This is a genomic window from Pseudomonas sp. BF-RE-21 (assembly GCF_019947305.1).
In the GTDB taxonomy this organism is placed as follows: Bacteria; Pseudomonadota; Gammaproteobacteria; order Pseudomonadales; family Pseudomonadaceae; genus Aquipseudomonas; species Aquipseudomonas migulae.
In genome coordinates this window covers 1-21,762 of the sequence record NZ_JAGYGF010000070.1, presented here as the reverse complement: position 1 = coordinate 21,762, position 21,762 = coordinate 1, and the positions used below count along the sequence as shown (strand labels likewise).

Genomic DNA, 21,762 nt, shown 5'->3' with positions numbered 1-21,762 from the left:
ACATCGGCTTGCAGGTCAAGCTGGAGCAATTGACCGAGTCGGTGCTGCAAACCGAGGAAGACATGCGCTTTGCCAATCAACTGGCGCGCACGGCCGGCGATCGGGTCAAGGCGAGTGCGCAGAGCATGCAATCTTCGGCCAGTGTGCTGGAGGACCTGAACCTCTACATGCAGCGTCTGGATCAGGTGTTCGATGAGCTCGGCAGTCAGTCGATGCGCATCGGCGCGATTGTCGGCAGCATCCAGGACATCGCCCGTCAGACCAATCTGCTGGCGCTCAACGCGGCAATCGAGGCGGCGAGGGCGGGCAGTCATGGCCGAGGGTTTGCGGTGGTCGCCGATGAGGTGCGCAATCTCTCGCGTCAGGCTGCGGACTCCAGTGCGCAGATCCGGCAAATCGCCACGGGGCTGGAGCAGTCGGCGGAGCATGCACGCCAGGGGATTCAGCAGTTATCCGGCTCCACCCGTCTGGGGCTGGAAAAGGCTGGAGTGGCTTTGCATTCGATGGGGGAATTGCAAAGCGGAGCGGTGGCCAGGGTCGAGGTGGTCGAACGGATCATGGCGCGTTTGGCCGGCCTGCATGATTTGGCGTTGCAGGCGAAACGGCTGATCGTGTGATGCCTGGTGTTACAGGTTGCTTGTGCAGTTGCCCATGACTTGGTAGGTCACGCGATGGGTCTGGCCCTGATGGTCGATGTAGACCATGGTTGCCGGCACGACGTCGCACGCGGTTGCGGTGTCGGTCACGGAAACCACCTTGGCGATGTCCAGCGGTTGCGCCGGGTCGTACGGGGTGGCGGCGGGCTCGCTGGCGGCCATGGCTGAGGTGGCGATCAGGGTCAGAAACAGGGTGCTCAGGGTTTTCATTTTTGTGCGCTCGGTGTTGGTTTTGATGCTGGAAGTTTAGTCCTTGGTGGTGATGGATAAAGGGGGCTGGGGCTGATTCAGCTTTGCAGGAAACGTAACAATGGGGGGGCATATCCGTTTCTGGGTTTATGGCTGCTATTGGTTTCGCCCTTACGGCGAGTCACTTGGAAGAGCCCCAAGTAACCAAGGGCTTTTGCCCCTTTCGTTCGGTGCCTCGCCTAGGCTCGGCATGCCCTCGCTTCGGTCCTGCTCCGTGGGCCCGCCGCGATCGGCCATCCTTGGCCGTGCGCGGCTAACCCGGCATCCATGCCGGGTTGCCCACTGCGCAGAACCTGCGCTCGGCCTCTCGAGGGGGCGACTACCGCCACAGCCGCCGAGGCGGCCTGAAAGCCGACCTGGCTCTTCGGTCGTGCACGTGCTCTCGCATTGTGGTGGCCGCACTAATTTCAGACATTCACGCATTCCCCCTGTAGGAGCCGGCTTGCTGGCGATGGCATCCGCCCAATCAATAAACAGGTGACTGACCCACCGCTATCGCCAGCAAGCCGGCTCCTACAGTTGATCGTATTCATCCAGACGCATCTGCATTTCCCTTGTAGGAGCCAGCTTGCTGGCGATGGCGTCCGTCCAGTCGAAAAACAGGGTGACTGACCCACCGCTATCGCCGGCAAGCCAGCTCCTACAGTTGATCGTATTCATCCAGGCGCATCTGCATTTCCCTTGTAGGAGCCAGCTTGCTGGCGATGGCGTCCGTCCAGTCGAAAAACAGGGTGACTGACCCACCGCTATCGCCGGCAAGCCGGCTCCTACAGTTGATCGTATTCATCCAGACACATCTGCATTTCCCTTGTAGGAGCCAGCTTGCTGGCGATGGCGTCCGTCCAGTCGAAAAACAGGGTGACTGACCCACCGCTATCGCCGGCAAGCCGGCTCCTACAGTTGATCGTATTTATCCAGACACATCTGCGTTTCCCTTGTAGGAGCCAGCTTGCTGGCGATGGCGTCCGTCCAGTCGAAAAACAGGGTGACTGACCCACCGCTATCGCCGGCAAGCCAGCTCCTACAGTTGATCGTATTTATCCAGACACATCTGCGTTTCCCTTGTAGGAGCCAGCTTGCTGGCGATGGACGTCAACGATAACGCGGGCTGTCTGAATGAACGTGTTGTCCGGCCGTTTTTCGCGGGCAAGCCTCGCTCCTACAGGGAATCGCGTGCGCTTTTGATTTTCACCACTCATCAGGCCGAGCGTTAGCTCGCCTTCCGCTTTTGATCTGAGCGCCCCCTCGAGAGGCCGAGTGGAGGTTCTGCGCAGTGGGCAACCCGGCATGGATGCCGGGTTAGCCGCCCCCGGCCAGGGATGGCCGATGGCGGCGGGCCCACGGAGCAGGACCGGAGCGAGGGCATGGCGAGCATTAGCGAGCCACCGAACGAAAGGGGCAAGAGCCCTTGGTTACTTGGGGCTCTTCCAAGTGACTCGCCGTAAGGGCGAAACCAATAGCTGCCATAACCACAGAAACGGATATGCCCACCAACCAAAGACCAACCAAACACCGGTGTAAACTGATACCCCACCCTATTCCGGCAAAGACAAGGGAGCCCACCCAGCCATGATCGGCGCCGAGCTGCTGTCCCCCGAAACCCTCACCGTCGGCTGGCTGATCTACATTCCAGCCCTGATCTGGGCCATCGCACGTGCCCCGTGGGTCGAGCTGTTCAGCGACAGCCGCCGCCAGCATCTGTTGTTCGGCACCGTATTCGCGCTGTTCATGCTGTGGCTGGTACGACGGGATTTCGACACCGGCGTGTCCTATCACTTCATCGGCATGACCGCCGTAACCCTGCTCCTGGACTGGCCCTTGGCGATCGTCGGCGGACTGGTCGCACAAGCAGGCCTGGTCATGCTCGGACGCCAGGACCTCGCCGCCGTCGGCGTGAACGGCGCCTTGTTGATTCTGCTGCCCGTGCTGGTCACCGAGTGCTGCGCAATCCTGGTCGAGCGCGCGCAGCCGCGTAATCCCTTCGTGTATATCTTCGTTTCCGGTTTCTTCGCAGCGGCGCTATCGGCCCTGCTGTGCCTGCTGCTGGCCCTGTGGCTGCTGTGGTTCAACGAGCTTTTCGTCATGCCTTACTGGCTGGAAGATTTTGTCGGTTACCTGTGGCTGATCATCTTTCCCGAAGCCTTCATCAACGGCATGGTCGTCAGCGCGCTGGTGGTGTTCAGCCCCGAATGGCTGGAGACCTTCAACCGCACACGCTATCTTTCGGCACCCTGGAAGGACGACGATCCGAAATCTTGATCCACATCAAATCCAAAAAACGTCGACGAATCCATGCTCCGAAAAACCTTCAGGAGCATCGAAAATGAGTGTCTACGAATGGGCAAGGCAGGAGTTGCGCCACAGTCTGGATGCAGCGCAGGAAGTCGGGTTTGATCCGGGGTTGAGCCTGCGCGCCCTGCTCAGCGCGGTGGTGCAGCAGAGCAAGGCCGTGCGCAGTGTCGAGGATCTGGCCGATGAGTTGCAGTTTCTCGCCGAGAACCTCGATGACGGTCAGGACTACGGCTTCATGCGGCCCTGAACCGTCACTTAGTGACGCGGGTCGAAATCACCACTGAACAACTCGTCCTCGGCATCGGGTGCCACTGGAATCTTGTGCTCTTCCGATGCCCACGCCCCCAGGTCGATCAGTTTGCAGCGGTCCGAACAGAACGGCCGGAATGTGCTTTCCGGGGTCCATTCCACAGGGGCGCCGCAGGTTGGGCATTCGACGGTTGGGATCTGGCTCATGACTGGCCTCCACGCAATGTAAGGTAAAAGTGATGCAGGCGTTCGACCTCGCTGTGCAGCCAGGCGAGGTCGCGGTCGTTGACCACCACATCGTCGGCATGGCTCACGCGATCCTGGCGACTGGATTGCGCCTTGAGGATCGCCTGAACCTGTTGTTCGCTGGTCTGGTCACGCTGCAGGGTGCGTTCGATCTGTAGTTGTTCGGGCGCATCGATCACCAGCACTCGCTGGGTCATGGCGTACTGCCCGGACTCGATCAGCAACGGCGAAACCAGAATCGCGTAAGGCGATTGTGCCTTGCCCAGGTGATCGGCGATTTCCCTGGCGATCAGCGGATGCAAAAGCGCTTCGAGCCAGAGGCGTTGCTCAGGCACTTCGAAGATCAGTTTGCGCAACGCTGCGCGATCCAGTTGCCCGTCGGCTTGCAACACGCCGGGGCCAAAATGTTCGGCGATCTGTGCCAGCGCCGGGCGACCCGGCTCCACCACCCAGCGTGCCGCATGATCGGCATCGACCACGTGCACGCCCAGGTCGATGAAGTGCTGAGCGGCCGCGCTTTTGCCGCTGCCGATGCCGCCGGTCAGGCCGAGAATCCAGGGTTTATCCACAGGGGTATTCATTTCAAACCGACAAACTGCCAATAGAAGCCGGTTATTTGACCACCCCAGAGCAATGCAATCCAGCCGGCAATCGCCAGATAGGGACCGAAGGGGATCGGGGTCGAGGTTTTCACATTGCGCAGGCTCAGCAAAATCATGCCGATAATCGCGCCCACCAGGGACGACAACAGAATGGTCAGCGGCAAAATCTGCCAGCCGCCCCAGGCGCCCAGCATGGCCAACAGCTTGAAATCGCCGTGGCCGATGCCTTCCTTGCCGGTGATCAGCTTGAACAGCCAGAACACCGACCACAGCGCCATGTAGCCCGCAATTGCGCCCCACAGCGCCTCGTGCAATGGCACGAACAATCCGAAGCTGTTGACGACCAGTCCCAGCCACATCAGCGGTAGCACCAGCACATCCGGCAACAGTTGATGCTCGGCGTCGATCAGGCTCATGGCCAACAGGCCCCAGCTCAGGACCAGCACCATCCCGGCTTGCCAGCCGAAACCGAAGTGCCAGGCAATGAACGCCGACAGCAGGCCGCAGGCCAGTTCGGTCAACGGGTAGCGTTTACTGATGGGCGTTGCGCAGCTTGAGCATCGTCCACGTAAAAACACATAACTGAGCAGCGGGATGTTTTCCCAGGCGCGAATTCGGTGCCCACAATGCGGGCACTCGGAGTGGGGCAGCATCAGGTTGTAGGTCGCAGGCGGTGTTTCGCCAGGCAAACCGAGAATGTCCCGGGCCTGCAATTGCCACTCACGCTCGAGCATTTTCGGCAGGCGCCAGATCACCACATTGAGGAAGCTGCCGACCAGCAAGCCGACCAGCAGTGCAATGACGACAAACGCCAACGGGTACACGGTCAGGATTTCGTTCAAGGGCATGTCAGATCGCATTGCCGAGTTGGAAAATGGGCAGGTACATCGCAACCACCAGGCCGCCGACGATAACACCCAGCACCACCATGATGAATGGCTCCATCAGGCTGGTGAGATTGTCGACCATATTGTCGACTTCCGCCTCATAGAAACTGGCGACCTTGTCGAGCATGTCGTCCAGTGCGCCGGACTCTTCGCCAATGGCCGTCATCTGGATCGCCATGTTCGGAAAGACGCCGGCGGTGCGCATGGAGAAATTCAGCTGCATCCCCGTCGAAACGTCCTGCTTGATACGCAGCACCGCCCGCTTGAACACGATGTTGCCGGTCGCGCCCGCCACTGACTCCAGCGCCTCGACCAGCGGCACACCCGCTGCGAAAGTGGTCGACAGCGTACGGGCGTAACGGGCCACGGCGGACTTGTACATCAATGCGCCAATCAACGGCAGTTTCAGCAGCCAGGTGTCTGTCCGGTCCCGAAAGCCTTGCGATGTCTTGAAGGCGTGGCGCACACCGAATATCGCCGCGATCAGCACGCCAAGCATCAGCCACCACCAATCCTGCATGAACTGCGACAGGCCGATGACCATCACCGTGAACGCCGGCAGTTGCGCACCAAAACCTTTGAACACCGACTCGAATTGCGGCACCACCTTGACCAGCAGAATCCCGGTGACGATGATCGCGACGACCACCACCGCCAGCGGATAAGTCATGGCTTTCTTGATCTTGGCCTTGAGGCTTTCGCTCTTTTCCTTGTAGGTCGCGACCCGCTCCAACAGGGTGTCCAGCGCGCCGGCCTGTTCGCCGGCATCCACCAGATTGCAGTAGAGCTCATCAAAATACTGCGGTTTTTTGCGCAGGGCTGCCGCGAAGCTGTTACCCGCCGCGACTTCCTGTTTCACCTCGTCCACCAGTTTGCGCATGGCCGGGTTTTCGAAGCCTTCGCCGATGATGTCGAACGATTGCAACAGCGGTACGCCGGCTTTCATCATGGTCGCCATCTGCCGGGTGAAGAGGGCAATGTCATTCGCCTTGATGCGTTGGCCGAGGCTGAAAAACGAGGCGGATTTCTTGCGCACCTTGCCGGGATTGATGCCTTGCTTGCGCAGTTGCGCCTTGATCAGCGCCGGGTTCTGAGCGCTGAGTTCGCCGGTTATTTTCGTACCTTTTTTGTCGGTGCCTTCCCAGGCGTACACACTGATTTTTGCTGCTTTGACCGCCATGTTCAGTCCTTGGTGACCCGGTTGATTTCTTCAAGGCTGGTGATGCCTTGCATGGCCTTGATCAGCCCGGAAGTACGCAGGTCGTTGAAGCCGTCCTTGCGCATCTGGATATCGATTTCCAGCGAATTGCCTTCGGCCATGATCAGCCGTTGCAGGCCTGCTGTGTTCTTCACCACTTCATAAATCCCCACGCGCCCCTTGTAGCCGCCGTTGCACTGATCGCAACCGACCGGCTCATAGATCGTGAATGTGCCAATCCGTTCCTCTGGGAAGCCTTCCTTGATCAATGCCTCGCGGGGAATATCGATGGGCTTCTTGCACTGGCTGCACAGTTTGCGCGCCAGGCGCTGGGCGATGATCAGGCTGACGGACGTCGCGATGTTGAACCCCTGAATGCCCATGTTGTGCAGGCGGGTCAGGGTTTCAGCGGCGCTGTTGGTGTGCAGGGTCGACAGCACCAGGTGCCCGGTCTGGGCGGCCTTGATGGCAATTTCGGCGGTTTCCAGATCGCGGATCTCGCCGACCATGATCACGTCCGGGTCCTGCCGCAAGAAGGAGCGTAGCGCCTGGGCAAAACCCAGACCTTGCTTGGCGTTGACGTTGACCTGGTTGATGCCTTCCATGTTGATCTCCACCGGGTCTTCGGCGGTGGAGATGTTGATGTCCACGGTGTTGAGTATGTTCAGCCCGGTGTAGAGCGACACGGTCTTGCCCGACCCCGTGGGGCCCGTCACCAGAATCATCCCTTGCGGCTGCTTCAGCGCGGCCATGTACAGGTCTTTCTGGTCCGGCTCGTAGCCGAGGGCGTCGATGCCCATTTGCGCGCTCGATGGATCAAGGATCCGGATCACCACTTTCTCGCCCCACAGGGTCGGCAGGGTATTGACCCGGAAGTCGATGGACTTGCTCTTCGACAGGCGCATCTTGATCCGCCCGTCCTGGGGTTTGCGCCGCTCGGAGATGTCGAGGCTGGCCATGACTTTCAGGCGGGCGGCGATGCGGTTGGCCAGTTGAATCGGCGGCTTGGCGACTTCACGCAGCATGCCGTCGGTGCGCATCCGCACGCGGTAGGTTTTTTCGTAGGGCTCGAAATGCAGGTCGGAAGAGCCACTCCTGATCGCGTCCAGCAGCATCTTGTGAACGAAGCGCACCACCGGCGCGTCGTCGGCATCCTGTCCGGCGATGGCGTCCTGTTGGTGGTCATCGATCGACTCGATGTCCATGCCATCGAGGTCGACGTCGGCCATGTCTTCCAGTCCGCTGGCATGGCTGTCGAAGAACTTCTCGATGGCATCGCTGAGCTTGTCGTCCTCTACCAGGATGGCTTCGGTGTTCAGCCCGGTGCTGAACTGGATGTCGTTGATGGCCTGGTGATTGGTCGGGTCGCTAACCCCCACGAACAACTTGTTGCCACGCCGCCAGAGGGGCAGGGCGTGGTGCTGGCGAACCAGTTTTTCGCTGACCAGGCCCTTGGGTTGGGTTTCCTTGTCCAGGCAATTGAGGTCGAGCAGCGCCATGCCGAAATGCTCCGAGGCAATTTCGGCGACCTGGCGACTTTTCACCAGTTTGTTCTGCACCAGATAACTGACGAGGGAGATTTTGTGGCGTTGGGCTTGCTGATACGCCTGTTGCGCGCTTTGGTCGGTGAGCAGCTCGGCAAGCACCAATTGCTTGGCCAGACCGCTAAGGGCGATGTCATTCATGGGGATACCGGACGCAGACAGTTCATGACTTATAGCCTAGTCAACCGATGGAGCCAAACCAGCGCTGCTCTGGTGACAAAAAGTGTCAGATAGTGCGGATCCTGAGGGCAGGACAAGGCCTAGCGTCGTTCTCGCGCCCCGCTAACAGGGGGCAACGGGCTTGGCATGGGCTGTGCTGAGACTGGTTCAGATCATGAGATTTCGACTCATGCATGGAGCTTGTCTATGAGTGCTCAGAAAGGTTTTACGCTTATTGAATTGTTGATCGTGGTGGCGATCATCGGGATTCTGGCGACGTTTGCGTTGCCGGCTTATTCGAAGTATCAGGCTCGGGCGAAAGTGACGGCGGGGTTGGCGGAAATTTCAGCATTGAAGGTTTCGTTTGAAGACCTGATGAATGCCGGCACTGCAGAACCCACCACACTGACGGGCGCCGGCACAACGACGCAGAACTGTGCAATTGCTGTCACCGGCACGGTTGCCTCAGGCGCTGGCACCATTGTCTGCACCCTGCAGAAAGCACCGGCCCCTGTGGCAGGTAAAACCATCACGCTGACTCGCAGCGCCACTGCAGGCTGGTCATGCGCGACCGGCGTGACTGCCGATTACGCACCGCCTGGTTGCACAGCCTCGGCAACTTAATGCTGAAAACGGGTAGATAGAAGAATGCCCCATCGTCGGATGGGGCATTTTTTGGGGAAAAAACGCCAAGTTCGCTGCGCTTTTTGGTGAGATTTAGAAAACCTCACAAATTCATGGCCTTAGGCCCACGTTAAAACCTGCAACTTGCATGTAGAGAATGTCGAAGTCATGCAATTTGCATGATTCCGAAAATCAGTCGATTTTTTAAGTTGTTGATTTATAAGAGGTTAATGACTGTTTCAAAGTTGGCACAGCGTTCGCACTATACCCAGTAACCCTGCTGACAAGACACGCAGCAGACTTTATGAAAAAACAGGAGTTACTCGTATGAAGAAGTTCGCTATCGCTGCCGCTACTGCTACCGCGCTGACCCTGACCATGGCCAACGTTGCATTCGCTCAAACCCAGGCTACCCAAGCCCCAATGGTGCTGGCTGCCGGTGAAGTGACCAAGGCTAAAGAAGCCACTTCCGATACCTGGATCACCACCAAAGTCAAAGCTGACCTGGTGACCGAAAAAGGCATTCCTGGTACCGATATCAAGGTTGAAACCAACAAAGGTGTTGTATCCCTGTCGTCCACCGTCGCGGTGACTGACGCTCAGAAAGCCACCGCCGTGGCCATCGCCAAGAAAATCAAAGGCGTCCAGGCGGTCTCCGCTGACGGCCTGAAAGCCGAGTAAGGCAAGACTTCTCGCCTGAACGGGAGAAGACGCGGTAGACGAGCCGAGTCATGCGTCTGCCGCAACTTGAGAGTTCATGCGACGGCCACAAGGATGTGGCCATTACAGGCCCCTGACATTCGTGTCCGGGGCCTGTTCTATTCCGGGCCACCACAAAACCCATGTGGGAGCGAGCCTGCTCGCGATGAGGCCATAACATTCAACATCTTTGCTGACTGTTACACCGCTATCGCGAGCAGGCTCGCTCCCACATGGGTTATAGGGTGTATTCAGTTACCGCGTTTGCTGGTGATCTGCTTCAAGCGATTGCCTTCAAACCGCAGGTATTGATACATCCCGCCGTTGGGCCCGTAGGTCCATTCCTCGACCTGGAATTCTTCCCGACGGTTGGCGCTGCGCTTGTACCCCAACAGGTCTCGACTGACCGGCTCACCGCATTTCTGCAGGACTTCGCTGGACCGGTCGCCGACGCTGACCAACTGACTGCCGCAGCGCAGGGTATCGGCGGCCGAGGCCTGACTGGCCGCCATTGCCAGTGTCAGGCTGATCAGCAACCGACTGATCATCACTCGGCATCCAGGTGCAACGGCGTTACCACCCGGCCGTCACTTTCGGCTTCACCGAGGCTGGCATCGATGAAGTACACGCGGTCATCGGCCAACTGACCCTTGTCGACCAGATAATCCTTGATGCTGCTGGCGCGATCCTGGCCCAGCTGGCGCAAGAGCACGTCGCTGGTGCTCCAGAACTTGATCACGTCTGCGCGCATTTTGGCGGTGCGTTCTTCCTTGCCCAGGTCCTTCCATTCGGCGGGTGGCTGGGTTTTCAGGCGGGTGCGGTAGATGCCTTCCAGCAGCGGGCCTTTCTCGCCGTCCGGTACTTGCAGCAATGAGGCCTGCGCCGGCACCTTGTCGCCGCGACGCTGGAGCATTTTGTAGTAGTTGTACTGGTATTCCCGTTCCAGGCGTTGCTCGGCGATCAGCGGGCCATCGCTGCTGGCGGCAGCGGTGCCTTCGATCTCCAGGCGCAGGGCCGGACGTTCCTTGAGTGCATTGGACAGTTTGACCAGCGAACCCTCGGCGTCCTTGCTCAGATCGCTTGAGCCCGGCGCGAACGACACCGTACCCAGGTCTTCCGAACCACCACTGACCAGCCCGCCAATCATTTTGAACGGTGCGGCAGCCGCTTTGACGATCAGGTTACGCAGGGTCTGCCAGACAATCGGCATGACGCTGAACTGCGGATTGTTGAGGTCGCCGCTCACTGGCAGCTCGATGGAAATCTTGCCGTCGACGTCCTTGAGCAGGGCAATCGCCAGTTTCAGCGGCAGGCTGACAGCGTCGGGGCTGTCGACCTTTTCACCCAGTTGCAATTGCTCGACCACCACTTTGTTTTCAGCCTTGAGCTGGCCTTTGGTAATCAGGTAATGCAGGTCGAGGTTGAGTCGGCCCTTGCGGATACGGTAGCCGGCGAACTTGCCGGAGTAGGGCGTCAGCGTGGTCAGTTCCACCCGTTTGAAACTGGTGGCGATGTCGAGGCTGGCCATTGGGTCGAACGGGTTGACCGAACCTTTGATGGTCACCGGCGCGTAACGATCGACCTTGCCCTTGATGTCGACGGTCGCCGGTTTCGCCTGACGGCTGTCGATGGTGCCGATCTGGCCGTTGAGCTGTTGCACGGCGGTGGCGAAGTTCGGGGTCAGGCTGAAGTCGGCGAAGTTGGCCGAACCGTCATTGATGGCAATGCCACCGATGTGGATGCCCAGCGGCTTGTCCTGGCTGACGGGTTTGGCCGCAGCGGTTTTGGCGCCGGAATCGGGCGGTTGCGGGATCAGCAGGTCATCGATGTTGGTGGTGCGATCATCGTTGATCATGAAGCGCACATACGGTTGGAACAGGTTGACCTTGTCGATGGACAGGCTGTCGCCGTGCTGATAATTCAGGCCTTCGACCACCACCTGCTGCCACTTGAGGAAGTCGCGGGTTTTCAGGGTGTCGAGGGTGTGCAGCTGATCGATCTGCGCCCGTCCTGTGACGCTGAACGCCAACGGCTCGGTGCTTTTCAGGTTGACCGCCAGATCGCTGCCGAGCATACCGCTGCGCAGTTCAAGGCGAATGAACGGATTGATGTAGGACTGGGCGACCCGCAGGTCGATGTCCTTGGTCTGCACGTTCAATTTGGCGCTGACGGGAGCGAGATTGACCTCGCCCTCGGCGGTGATCTTGCCTTGCTTGCCCACGCCGGTGTCGAGCTTGAGGGTAAAAGGCGAGCCATTGAGGCTGTCGAAATTCTGCAGGTCCAGGTTCAGCGGGGTCAAATCCAGCGTCACGGCGGGTTGCGTTTTGCGGTCAGCCAGGTGCACCTGGTAATTGCGCAACTGCACATCTTTCAACAGCACTTGCCAAGGTTTGCTCGGCGGCGTCGGTTCTGGCTTTGGCGAGTCGGCGGCCGCTGGCGTGCTGGCCGGTTCGGCTTTGGCCTTGGCGGCGGCCTTGGACGGTTGGCTGGCGAACAGCTTCTGCCAGTCGAGTTGCCCGTCGGCTTCCAGTGCCGCCCAGGTTTCCAGTTTGTTGCTGCGGATCTTGCCGACGACAACTTGCTGCTTGGCCAGGTCGACCGTGGTTTCAGTTACGTCCAGGCGTTCGAGTTTCGCCAGTGGCCGACCGTCCGGAGCCTTGATGGCGAAGGGCGCCACGCTCACTGCGACGTTGTTCAGCAGCAGCTCGGTTTCCTTGGACAGGTTGAGTTTGTAGTCGGTGCTCAGGTTCAACACGCCGTTTTCCAGCACCAGCGGCAGCGCGTCACGCACATAGGGCCAAAAGGTTTTCATCTGTCCGTCGGTGATTTTCAGCTTACCTTCGGAGGCGATCGGGATGAGGCTGAAGTTACCGGTCCAGTCGATCTGCCCACCGTTCGGGCCGATGGCCACAAGGGTCATGTCGGCATTGTCATCGGGCAGAGTGCTGAGGTTGTTCAGCTCGAAATCGAGTTTGTCGTAGAGGAACTCGATGGCTTCGCTGGGACGGTCATCCTTGAAATGCACGGCACCACCGGCCAGTTTGATCCGCTCTACGCGCAACGGAAACGGTTTGGCGTCCGGGTCGGCCGGCGTCGGCTCGCTCGCCGGCAGTTTGAACAGACCAAGCAAATTGAGTTTGCCGTCCTTGCCGAAAAGGATTTCGGTCTTCGGCTTGTCCAGTTCGATATCGGACAGGTGCAGCGCCTTGGTCCAGAGGCTGTCGATCTGCAGGTTGGCGTAAAGCCGTTCGAAACCGACCTGTTCCTTGCCCGGTTCGCCGATGATCAGGCCCCACAGGGTGACTTCCAGGCTGAACGGGTTGAGTTCGATTCGCTGAATAGTGGCGGGCGTCGTCGCATAGTTCGCCAGTTGCTGGTTGGCCACCCGCAATGCGATGCCCGGTAAAATCAGAAACCCCAGCAGGCTGTAGAGGGCCAGAGCAGTCAACAAGGCGCCGATAGCGCGGATCAATCCTTTGGGCATGTGCGGCTTCATCTGTCTGAATCGGAGTGCCTTGGAGTATGGCACGCCAATCCGGTTCCGAAGTAATCGCTCAGCTCAGGATTTTTCAGATTTATCTGATGTGATTCAGAGCTGCAGGATCAGTGTTTTCAGCGGCGGTTGTTGATCCATGGACGGGAAATCGGCGCCCGGTTTCATCACCGTCCACTCGCGCACCGGGCGGCCGGCCTTCTCGGCGCAGCGCAAAACCTGTTCGCGCCAGTCGTCCATGCTGACTTTTGCCAGGTTGTTGCAGCAGATCAGCACGCCATTGTCGGCGGTGGTCAGCAGCGCGGGCTTGAGCAGGCTCTGGTAGTCGCGCAGCAGGTCGACGGTGCCGAAAGCGCTCTTGGCCCAGGCCGGAGGGTCCAGCAAAACCAGATCGTATTGACGTTGTTCCAGGCGTTGATAGCTCGGCAGTTTCTGCCCGCGACGCTGGCTGATGGGCAGGCCGGCGAGTTGGCGAATGGCCGGGAAATAATCGGACTGGATGAATTGCATGGTCGGCAATTGAGGATTGAGCAGACCGTTTTCGCGACCGACCGCCAGGTTGCCCTCGGCGAAGTCCAGGTTGCACACCTCGCTCGCGCCACCGGCCGCAGCGCTCAGGCCGACGCCGCAGGTGTAGGCAAACAGGTTCAGCACGCTTTTGTTCTTGCTGTGATCCTTGACCCAGCCGCGGGTGTTGCGCAGGTCGAGAAACAGCAGCGGATCCTGGCCGGCGTGGCGGCCGCGAACCCGGTAATTCAGGCCCCATTCGTGACCGACCAAGTCTTGCAGGGCGGCTTCGTCGGCGCGGTAGACCGTGTCTTCACGGTCGATGCGCGAGTTGCCCCGGGAGCGGTCGTTGTAGACCAGCAGGGTGTCGAGGCCCAGATGTTGGTTGATCGTTTCATGCACTTGCAGCAGGGCGTCGCGCTCCAGCGCCTGATGAAAGCTCTGCACCAACAATTGTGGGCCGTAGCGGTCGATGGTCAGGCCGCCGGCGCCTTCCTGGCTGCCGTGGAACAGGCGATAGCAATCGGTGCCTTGCTGATGCAGTTCGGCAAGCAGGTCCTGGCGATGTTCGAGGGCGGCGCACAGCGCCTGATTCAAGGAAGACATGCTGGGCGCCTTGCAGGGGAGGGAATTTTGCGCGGGAGTTTAACAGCTTGCGCAGAACCTGTAGGAGCCGGCTTGCCGGCGATGAACGATAACGCGGTTTGTCTGATGAACCGCGGTGTGGCCATCGCCGGCAAGCCGGCTCCTACAGAGAGGGAGTCAGGTCAATAATCCCATCCGTCGCTTCGCCCGATGCACCGAGCCATTACGCACGGCCCAGCGCAGCATCGGTGCGCTGCGGTTGACGCTGGCGCGGATCAGTTTGCGTTGCAGGGCACTTTGGCGCACGCCGAGCATGTCGCTGGCCCAATCCGGTAGCAGGTCAATGCCTGCCTGCATCATCAGTCCACCGAACGGCTTGGCCAGACGGCTCGGGGAGGGTGCGTTCAACAACAGTCGCAACACCTCGCGACTGCGCTCGTCGCACAGCAATTGCGGACGAATGCGCTCAAGGTATTCGGCCGTTTCCTGTCGCGAACGCGGTACGTCGCGTGCGCCCAGGCGCTCGGCGACCAAGGCGATTTCATCGTAGTAACGGTCCTGATCGGCCAGCGAAAGGTGTGGGTTGCGATAACGCAAATGCGCCGCGAGGAAGTTGCTGACTTCGGCCACGTGCACCCAGGTCAACAAGTCGGGATCACTGGCGGCATAAGGCCGGCCATCCGGCGCGGTGCCGGTCACTTGCAGGTGGATGGTGCGGACTTTCTCGATCAGCCAGTCGGCATCTTTGCGCGAGCCGAAGGTGGTGCCGGAAATGAACTGCCCGGTGCGGCGCAGGCGACCGAGCATGTCCTCGCGAAAATTCGAATGGTCCCAGACCCCGGCTAGCGCCAAGGGGTGCAGGGCTTGCAGCATCAACGCGCTGATGCCGCCGATGAGCATGCTGCTGAAGTCGCCGTGGACTTGCCAACTGACCGAATCAGGGCCGAACAGGCCGGGATCACCCTTGGGGTTTTCCAGGTCGAGCTTGCCGAGGGACAGGCCAGTGAGGCTCATGACCTGGGTTTCGATGCGGCTGCGGATGAATTCCATGGCGACTCATTGCTGAAAAAAAGGGGAGCGCTAATGTCCCCCTGTAGGAGCCGGTTTGCCGGCGATAGCGGCGTATCAATCGACAAAAATGTTGAATGACACACTGCTATCGCCGGCAAGCCGGCTCCTACAAGGGCAAGGCGTGCACACGTTATTGGTTCAAGCGTTTATCCACCAGATCCTGAACCACGCTCGGGTCGGCCAACGTCGAGGTGTCGCCCAGGCTGTCCAGCTCATTGCAGGCGATCTTGCGCAGAATCCGTCGCATGATCTTGCCCGAACGGGTTTTCGGCAAGGCCGGGGCCCACTGGATCAGGTCCGGTTTGGCAAAACTGCCGATTTCCTTGCTGACGTGGGCCAGCAGTTCCTTCTTAAGTTCGTCGGTGGGATCGGTGCCGTTCATGGGCGTGACAAAGGCATAGATGCCCTGGCCTTTGACGTCGTGAGGGTAACCGACCACCGCCGCTTCGGCGATGCTGTCGTGCAGCACCAGGGCGCTTTCCACTTCGGCGGTGCCGATGCGGTGGCCGGAAACGTTGATCACGTCGTCAATGCGCCCGGTGATCCAGTAGTCGCCGTCCTCGTCGCGCCGCGCGCCGTCGCCGGTGAAATAGTAGCCGGGATACGGTTTGAAATAGGTATCGACCATCCGTTGCGGATCGCCGTAGACACTGCGGATCTGCGCCGGCCAGCTGGATTTGATCGCCAGCACGCCGCTGCCGGCGCCTTTGATTTCCTTGCCCACTTCGTCGAGCAACACCGGCTGCACACCGAACATCGGTTGCGTGGCGCAGCCGGGTTTGATCCGCTGTGCGCTCACCAGCGGGCTGAGCATTATGCCGCCGGTTTCGGTCTGCCACCAGGTGTCAACGATCGGGCAACGCTGTTCGCCGACGACGTTGAAATACCAATCCCACGCTTCCGGGTTGATCGGCTCACCGACGCTGCCGAGTAATCTGAGGCTCGCGCGGGACGTTTCCTTCAGCGGTTCGGGGCCTTCGCGCATCAGCGAACGCAGGGCGGTGGGGGCGGTGTAGAAGATGTTCACGTGGTGCTTGTCGATCACCTGCCAGAAGCGCGAACTGCTCGGGTAGCTCGGCACGCCCTCGAAGATCAGCGTGGTCGCGCCGTTGGCCAGCGGGCCGTAGACGATGTAACTGTGGCCGGTGACCCAGCCGACATCGGCGGTGCACCAGAAGACTTCGTTGTCGCGGTAGTCGAGCACGTATTTGAAGGTCATCGCCGCTTGCAGCAGGTAACCGCCGGTGGTGTGCAACACGCCTTTGGGTTTGCCGGTGCTGCCGGAGGTGTAGAGGATGAACATCGGGTCTTCGGCGTCCATGGGTTCCGGCGGGCAATTGTCGTCGACGTCGCGCAGGGCCTGGTGATACCAGAGGTCGCGGCCTTCGACCCAGTCGACATCGCCCTGGGTGCGCTCGACCACGATCACGGTGCTGACGTTCGGGCAACTTTTCAGCGCCTGGTCGACTTTCTGCTTGAGCTGTACGAATTTGCCGCCGCGCACGCCTTCATCGGCGGTGATCACGGTGCGGCAGTCGGCGTCGAGAATGCGGTCGCGCACCGAGTCCGGGGAGAAACCGCCAAACACCACCGAATGCACCGCACCGATTCGCGTACAGGCGAGCATGGCGTAGGCGGCTTCGGGGATCATCGGCATGTAAATGCACACGCGGTCGCCTTTCTTCACGCCACGGCTTTTGAGCACGTTGGCCAGGCGGCAGACGTTGTGATGCAGTTTTTTGTAAGTGATCTGGGCCGATTCGGCGGGGTCATCGCCTTCCCAGAGGATTGCGATCTGATCGCCGCGTTTTTCCAGGTGGCGGTCGATGCAGTTGTAGCTGACGTTTAATTTTCCGCCGGCAAACCAGCTGGCTTCGCCGGTTTTCAGGTCATAGCGCTGGACGGTTTTCCACGGTGTGCTCCAGTCGAGGAAGCGTGTGGCCTGTTCAGCCCAGAATTCACTGGGGTGCTCGATGGATTGACGATACAGGCGCTTGTAGTCGTCTTGACTGAGGTGTGCGGCCCGGCGGACGGCATCGGCTTTGGGGAACGTGCTGATATCGAACATGACGGTTCCTTCTTCTTGTTTTTGCGACAAGAGGGGAGCTACGCGACCCTCGTAGGAGCCGGCTTGCTGGCGATAGCGGCGTATCAGTCGACAAAAATGTTGAATGACACACCGCTATCGCCAGCAAGCCGGCTCCTACAAGGTTAGTACCGTCTGTAGGAGTGGCGTCAGATTAACCGCGGTGACGACCGCGGAAATAGTTGATCAGCCCTTGGGTAGAAGCATCGTCAGCCGGGGTTTCTTCGCTGCCGACCAGACGGTTGTAGACGCCTTTGCCCAGCTCTTTGCCCAGTTCCACGCCCCACTGGTCGAAGGCGTTGATGCCCCAGATCACGCTTTGCACGAAGACTTTGTGTTCGTACATCGCCACCAGTGCGCCGAGACGACGCGGGCTGATGCGTTCGACCACCAGGGTGTTGCTCGGACGGTTGCCCGGGATCACCTTGTGCGGCGCGAGTTTCTGCACGTCGGCTTCGGCCATGCCTTTGTCACGCAGCTCGGATTCGGCCTCGGCGCGGGTCTTGCCGAGCATCAGTGCCTGGCTTTGCGACAAGCAGTTGGCGTACAGCCACTGGTGGTGATCGGACACCGGGTTGAAGCTGACGATCGGCACAATGAAGTCGGCCGGGATCAATTGGGTGCCTTGGTGCAGCAACTGGTGATACGCGTGCTGACCGTTGCAACCCACGCCACCCCAGATCACCGGACCGGTATCAGTAGACACCGGTGTACCGTCCTGGCGCACGCTCTTGCCGTTGGATTCCATGTCCAGCTGTTGCAAGTGTTTGGTGATGTTGCGCAGGTAGTGGTCGTACGGCAGGATCGCGTGGCTCTGCGCGCCCCAGAAGTTGCCGTACCAGACACCGAGCAACGCCAGCAGCACCGGCATGTTCTGTTCGAATGGCGCGCTCTGGAAATGCTGGTCCATGGTGTAGGCACCGGACAGCAGTTCCTTGAAGTTGGACATGCCGATGGCCAGGGCAATCGGCAAACCGATGGCCGACCACAGCGAATAACGGCCGCCAACCCAATCCCACATCGGGAAGATGTTTTCTTCGCGGATACCGAACGCCACGGCGGCGGCGTTGTTGCTCGATACCGCGATGAAGTGACGATACAGCTCGGCTTCCGAACCACCCTGAGCCAGGTACCAGGCGCGAGCGGCCTGGGCGTTTTTCAGGGTTTCGAGGGTGTTGAAAGACTTCGACGAAACGATAAACAGCGTGGTCTCGGCGCGCAGCTTCATGGTCAGTTCATGAAGCTCGGTGCCGTCGATATTCGCCAGGTAATGGCAGCGCACGCCTTTCTGGGCGTAGGACAGCAGGGCTTCGGATACCAGCTCTGGGCCGAGGAACGAGCCACCGATGCCGATGTTCACCACGTCGGTGATCGGCTTCTCGGTGTAACCGCGCCACAGACCGTCGTGGATACGGCCCACGAGGTCGGTGATCTTGTTCAAGACCTTGTGTACTTCGGGCATCACGTTGACGCCGTTGACCGACAGCTTCTCGCCCACTGGGCGGCGCAGCGCGGTGTGCAGGGCCGGGCGTCCTTCGGAAGAGTTGACGATTTCGCCTTCGAACAGCGCCTTGATCGCGCCCTTGAGGTCAACTTCATTGGCCAGGCCCACCAGCAGATTGCGGGTCTCGGCGTTGATCAGGTTCTTCGAGTAGTCGAGAAACAGGCCGCAGCTGCTGAGGGTGAATTGGGTAAAGCGCTGCGGATCGGCATTGAAGGCTTCGCGCATGCTGAAATCCTGCATGGCTTGGCGGTGGTCATTCAGCGCCTGCCAGGCGGGCAGAGCGGTCACGTCTTGAGGAGTGCGGTAGTACGCCATCGCTGCGGGTTTCCTTTTTACTTGAACGGCCTTTTGAACACTAAAAATCCCGGAGCGCCGTGGGTGGGCGTCCGGTCAACTGCGTCGACACGATTTCATGGCACAGGGCGAATACAGTAAACCTCGCGCTGCGATCTGTCTTGACTTTGTCTGACCCGTTCCCGGTACTTTTTTGTACATGAAGCAGGGAACGGTCCGACAAACGGAAGAGAAGGTTCGGTCAGGCGACCTGAACCGGAATGGCATTGCTGGTGTGGCTCAGCTCGTTACCCGGTGCCATGTAGAGCATGCGCGGCTTGAAGTTGAGCAGCTCGGCTTCGCTGTAGTGAGCGTAAGCACAGATGATCACACGGTCACCGACCTTGGCCTTGTGGGCGGCGGCGCCATTGACCGAGATCATGCGCGAGCCTTCTTCGCCACGAATGGCGTAGGTGGTGAAGCGTTCGCCGTTGTCGACGTTGTAGATCTGGATCTGTTCGTATTCACGGATGCCGGACAAGTCCAGCCATTCGCCGTCGATGGCGCAAGAACCTTCGTAATCGAGTACTGCGTGGGTGACTTCGGCGCGATGCAGCTTGGCCTTGAGCATGATGGCGTGCATGAGTGTTTTCCCAGGTCGGAATCGAACGGCGGGCAGTTTGCCCGAAGCGATTGTGGGCAGCAATACAGGGGCGAGGCAACGCAACTCCCTGTAGGAGCGAAGCTTGCTCGCGAAAGCGCCGTGTCAGTCGATGCAGATGTCGAATGACGCGATGCCTTCGCGAGCAAGCTTCGCTCCTACAGAGGAGTTGAGGTGTTCAGGCGGGTGCGTCGAGGTTCAGGTGCAGGTTGTCGATCAACCGCGTGGTGCCGAGGAACGCTGCCACCAGAATCACCAGGTCCCGATCTTCCGCCGTCGCCGGGCGCAAGGTCAGCGCATGGCGGATTTCCAGGTAGTCGGTACGCAAACCCGCAGCTTCAAGCTGTTTGGTCTGTGCGGCAATCAACGCCGGATAATCGCGCTCACCCTGTTTAATGGCATCAGCAATCGAGGTCAGCGTGCGATACACAACCGGCGCCACGGCCCGTTGTTCTTCACTGAGAAAGCCGTTGCGCGATGACAATGCCAGCCCATCGGCCGCACGGACCGTCGGCTCGCCGATGATCTGGATCGGCATGTTCAGGTCATGCACCAGCGCGCGAATCACGGCCAGTTGCTGGAAATCTTTCTGGCCAAAGATCGCCAGGTCCGGCTGAACCATGTTGAACAGTTTGCTGACCACCGTCGCCACGCCTTCGAAATGCCCCGGACGGCTGGCGCCGCACAGGCCTTCGGACAGTTGTGGAACGCTGACGCGGGTCTGGCCGGTCATGCCGTCGGGGTACATTTCTTCTACGGCGGGTGCGAACAACAAGTGGCAACCGGCTTCGAGCAGTTGTTCCTGGTCCGCTGCCAGGGTGCGCGGGTACTTGTCGAGGTCTTCGCCTGCGCCGAATTGCAGCGGGTTGACGAAAATACTCGCGACCACGAAGTCCGCCCGCTGGGAGGCCTTGGTAATCAGCGCGATATGACCGCTGTGCAGGTTGCCCATGGTCGGTACGAAGGCGATGCGCTTGCCTTCACTGCGGGCGCGGGCCACGGCGGCCCGCAATTCGCGTACGGTTTTTACGGTGTTCATGCAGAGAATCCGTGTTCGATACCAGGGAAAGTCGCCGCTTTGACTTCAGTGACATAAGCGCTCAGGGCCGCGTGAATGCTGGTTTGGCCATTCATGAAGTTCTTCACGAACTTTGGCACTCGGCCAGTGATCGACAGGCCAAGCATGTCGTGCAACACCAGGACCTGGCCGTCGGTACCGCTGCCGGCACCGATGCCGATCACCGGAATCCCCACTGCCTGGGTGATTTCCTGAGCCAGTTCGCTCGGCACGCATTCGAGCAGCAGCATGGCGGCACCGGCCTGTTCCAGGGCGATGGCGTCGGCGCGCATCTGCCGTGCCTGGTTCTCGCTACGGCCCTGGACTTTGTAACCGCCCAGAATGTTCACCGATTGCGGCGTCAGGCCCATGTGCGCGCACACCGGGATGCCGCGCTCGGCCAGCAGACGGATCGAATCCGCCAGCCACAGCGCACCTTCGACCTTGACCATGTGTGCACCGGCCTGCATCAACTGGGCGCTGTTGGTCATGGTTTGTTCGATAGTGGCGTAGGCCATGAAGGGCAGGTCGGCGAGGATAAACGCGTCGGTGTTACCGCGTTTGACGGCGGCGACGTGGTAAGCCATCTCGGCGGTGGTCACCGGCAGGGTGCTGTCGTGACCTTGCAGAACCATGCCGAGGGAGTCGCCCACCAGCAGCACTTCGACGCCGGCTTCATTGCAGGCGTGGGCGAAGGTCGCGTCATAGCAGGTCAGCATGGTGATTTTTTCACCTTTTTGCTTGAGACCTTGCAGAGTGGTCAGGGTGATGGCTGGCATGAAAAGTTCCTCATTCAGGCGCTGTGGAAACTACTGCGAGTAACGCGCGTGATTCTTCGTTAAATACAGGCGCACGGTCTGTTGTCGTGCTTTTAAGGCCTGGATTGCGCCCTTTAACGCCGTGTTGGCGGCAGCGGGACGCCTATAGTCGTGAGGAGAACTCGGGAAGTCAATTGCGTGTGTTACCGCATTGTTACGCGTGGGGTGTTACCGAAGTAACTGATGCGATTCAGCACCTGCAGATCTTATGCACAACACAAATCCCCTGTGGGAGCGAGCCTGCTCGCGATAGCGGTGTGTCATTCAGCATTGATGCCGACTGATCCACCGCTATCGCGAGC

Annotated in this window: 21 protein-coding genes and 1 pseudogene; 5 read left to right on the top strand and 17 right to left on the bottom strand. The window is 59.8% G+C overall.

Going from position 1 to position 21,762, the window contains the following annotated elements; translation table 11 throughout:
• Positions 1 to 215: 215 nt before the first annotated feature.
• Positions 216 to 617, top strand: a pseudogene (locus KGB25_RS30725) (methyl-accepting chemotaxis protein); the annotation flags it as partial.
• A 9-nt stretch (positions 618 to 626) separates the two neighbouring features.
• Here KGB25_RS30725 and KGB25_RS27955 read toward each other — a convergent pair.
• The 3 genes from KGB25_RS27955 to KGB25_RS27945 all read right to left on the bottom strand — a co-directional run bounded on the left by KGB25_RS27955 (position 627) and on the right by KGB25_RS27945 (position 1,692).
• Entirely contained in the window at positions 627 to 866 is a 240-nt protein-coding gene (locus KGB25_RS27955; RefSeq protein WP_008028718.1) for a DUF2790 domain-containing protein, read from the bottom strand.
• A 552-nt stretch (positions 867 to 1,418) separates the two neighbouring features.
• Positions 1,419 to 1,565, bottom strand: a complete 147-nt coding sequence (locus tag KGB25_RS27950; RefSeq protein WP_223437608.1) for a hypothetical protein — start codon at positions 1,563 to 1,565, stop codon at positions 1,419 to 1,421.
• A complete protein-coding gene (locus KGB25_RS27945) occupies positions 1,546 to 1,692 on the bottom strand; it encodes a hypothetical protein (protein WP_223437605.1) in 147 nt (48 codons plus the stop codon). The genes KGB25_RS27950 and KGB25_RS27945 overlap by 20 nt, the downstream gene beginning before the upstream one ends.
• 782 nt (positions 1,693 to 2,474) lie before the next feature.
• On the opposite strand from KGB25_RS27945, the gene KGB25_RS27940 reads away from it, so the two are divergent.
• Together KGB25_RS27940 and KGB25_RS27935 are read left to right on the top strand one after the other, a co-directional pair.
• Positions 2,475 to 3,164 (top strand): energy-coupling factor ABC transporter permease, encoded by a 690-nt coding sequence (locus KGB25_RS27940; RefSeq protein WP_192227990.1) that lies wholly within the window; start codon positions 2,475 to 2,477, stop codon positions 3,162 to 3,164.
• A gap of 64 nt (positions 3,165 to 3,228) precedes the next feature.
• Positions 3,229 to 3,444: a hypothetical protein gene (locus tag KGB25_RS27935; protein ID WP_008033212.1), complete on the top strand. Its 216-nt coding sequence runs from the start codon at positions 3,229 to 3,231 to the stop codon at positions 3,442 to 3,444.
• Positions 3,445 to 3,452: 8 nt separating this feature from the next.
• On the opposite strand, the gene yacG is transcribed toward KGB25_RS27935, so the two are convergent.
• Genes yacG through pilB form a run of 5 tightly spaced genes read right to left on the bottom strand, consistent with a single transcriptional unit; the run spans position 3,453 to position 8,064 of the window.
• Positions 3,453 to 3,653, bottom strand: a complete 201-nt coding sequence (gene yacG / locus KGB25_RS27930; protein ID WP_008033210.1) for a DNA gyrase inhibitor YacG — start codon at positions 3,651 to 3,653, stop codon at positions 3,453 to 3,455.
• On the bottom strand, positions 3,650 to 4,273 hold the full coding sequence (gene coaE / locus KGB25_RS27925) for a dephospho-CoA kinase (protein ID WP_008033209.1): 624 nt from the start codon (positions 4,271 to 4,273) through the stop codon (positions 3,650 to 3,652). Before coaE ends, yacG begins: the two co-directional genes overlap by 4 nt.
• Complete coding sequence (locus KGB25_RS27920) at positions 4,270 to 5,142, bottom strand: prepilin peptidase (protein ID WP_223437602.1); 873 nt, start codon at positions 5,140 to 5,142, stop codon at positions 4,270 to 4,272. Before KGB25_RS27920 ends, coaE begins: the two co-directional genes overlap by 4 nt.
• A 1-nt stretch (position 5,143) precedes the next feature.
• Positions 5,144 to 6,361: a type II secretion system F family protein gene (locus KGB25_RS27915; protein WP_008042843.1), complete on the bottom strand. Its 1,218-nt coding sequence runs from the start codon at positions 6,359 to 6,361 to the stop codon at positions 5,144 to 5,146.
• 2 nt (positions 6,362 to 6,363) lie between these two features.
• Positions 6,364 to 8,064, bottom strand: a complete 1,701-nt coding sequence (pilB, locus tag KGB25_RS27910) for a type IV-A pilus assembly ATPase PilB (RefSeq protein WP_223437600.1) — start codon at positions 8,062 to 8,064, stop codon at positions 6,364 to 6,366.
• Positions 8,065 to 8,289: 225 nt separating this feature from the next.
• Between pilB and KGB25_RS27905 the strand changes: the two genes are divergently transcribed.
• Together KGB25_RS27905 and KGB25_RS27900 are read left to right on the top strand one after the other, a co-directional pair.
• Positions 8,290 to 8,706, top strand: a complete 417-nt coding sequence (locus KGB25_RS27905) for a pilin (RefSeq protein WP_008033203.1) — start codon at positions 8,290 to 8,292, stop codon at positions 8,704 to 8,706.
• 327 nt (positions 8,707 to 9,033) lie between these two features.
• The gene (locus KGB25_RS27900) at positions 9,034 to 9,387 is read left to right on the top strand and encodes a BON domain-containing protein (protein ID WP_008042835.1); all 354 of its coding nucleotides are present in this window, start codon (positions 9,034 to 9,036) and stop codon (positions 9,385 to 9,387) included.
• Between the two features lie 269 nt (positions 9,388 to 9,656).
• Here the strand turns inward: KGB25_RS27900 and KGB25_RS27895 are convergent, their stop codons facing one another.
• From KGB25_RS27895 to panB, 9 genes are all read right to left on the bottom strand, one after another.
• Positions 9,657 to 9,953 (bottom strand): DUF2845 domain-containing protein, encoded by a 297-nt coding sequence (locus tag KGB25_RS27895; protein WP_008033199.1) that lies wholly within the window; start codon positions 9,951 to 9,953, stop codon positions 9,657 to 9,659.
• Complete coding sequence (locus tag KGB25_RS27890) at positions 9,953 to 12,901, bottom strand: DUF748 domain-containing protein (RefSeq protein ID WP_223437596.1); 2,949 nt, start codon at positions 12,899 to 12,901, stop codon at positions 9,953 to 9,955. Before KGB25_RS27890 ends, KGB25_RS27895 begins: the two co-directional genes overlap by 1 nt.
• Before the next feature lie 93 nt (positions 12,902 to 12,994).
• Positions 12,995 to 14,011: a class I SAM-dependent rRNA methyltransferase gene (locus tag KGB25_RS27885; protein ID WP_008033195.1), complete on the bottom strand. Its 1,017-nt coding sequence runs from the start codon at positions 14,009 to 14,011 to the stop codon at positions 12,995 to 12,997.
• 156 nt (positions 14,012 to 14,167) lie between these two features.
• A complete protein-coding gene (locus KGB25_RS27880) occupies positions 14,168 to 15,040 on the bottom strand; it encodes an oxygenase MpaB family protein (RefSeq protein WP_192419986.1) in 873 nt (290 codons plus the stop codon).
• 151 nt (positions 15,041 to 15,191) lie between these two features.
• Positions 15,192 to 17,129 carry an acetate--CoA ligase gene (acs, locus tag KGB25_RS27875; protein WP_223437593.1) on the bottom strand — a complete coding sequence of 646 codons (1,938 nt, stop codon included), beginning with the start codon at positions 17,127 to 17,129 and terminating at the stop codon, positions 15,192 to 15,194.
• A gap of 172 nt (positions 17,130 to 17,301) precedes the next feature.
• Entirely contained in the window at positions 17,302 to 18,966 is a 1,665-nt protein-coding gene (gene pgi, locus KGB25_RS27870) for a glucose-6-phosphate isomerase (RefSeq protein ID WP_008033191.1), read from the bottom strand.
• 220 nt (positions 18,967 to 19,186) lie between these two features.
• On the bottom strand, positions 19,187 to 19,567 hold the full coding sequence (panD, locus tag KGB25_RS27865; RefSeq protein ID WP_003228271.1) for an aspartate 1-decarboxylase: 381 nt from the start codon (positions 19,565 to 19,567) through the stop codon (positions 19,187 to 19,189).
• Positions 19,568 to 19,763: 196 nt separating this feature from the next.
• Positions 19,764 to 20,624 carry a pantoate--beta-alanine ligase gene (gene panC / locus KGB25_RS27860; RefSeq protein ID WP_223437590.1) on the bottom strand — a complete coding sequence of 287 codons (861 nt, stop codon included), beginning with the start codon at positions 20,622 to 20,624 and terminating at the stop codon, positions 19,764 to 19,766.
• On the bottom strand, positions 20,621 to 21,421 hold the full coding sequence (gene panB / locus KGB25_RS27855) for a 3-methyl-2-oxobutanoate hydroxymethyltransferase (protein WP_008033189.1): 801 nt from the start codon (positions 21,419 to 21,421) through the stop codon (positions 20,621 to 20,623). Before panB ends, panC begins: the two co-directional genes overlap by 4 nt.
• Between the last annotated feature and the right edge of the window lie 341 nt (positions 21,422 to 21,762).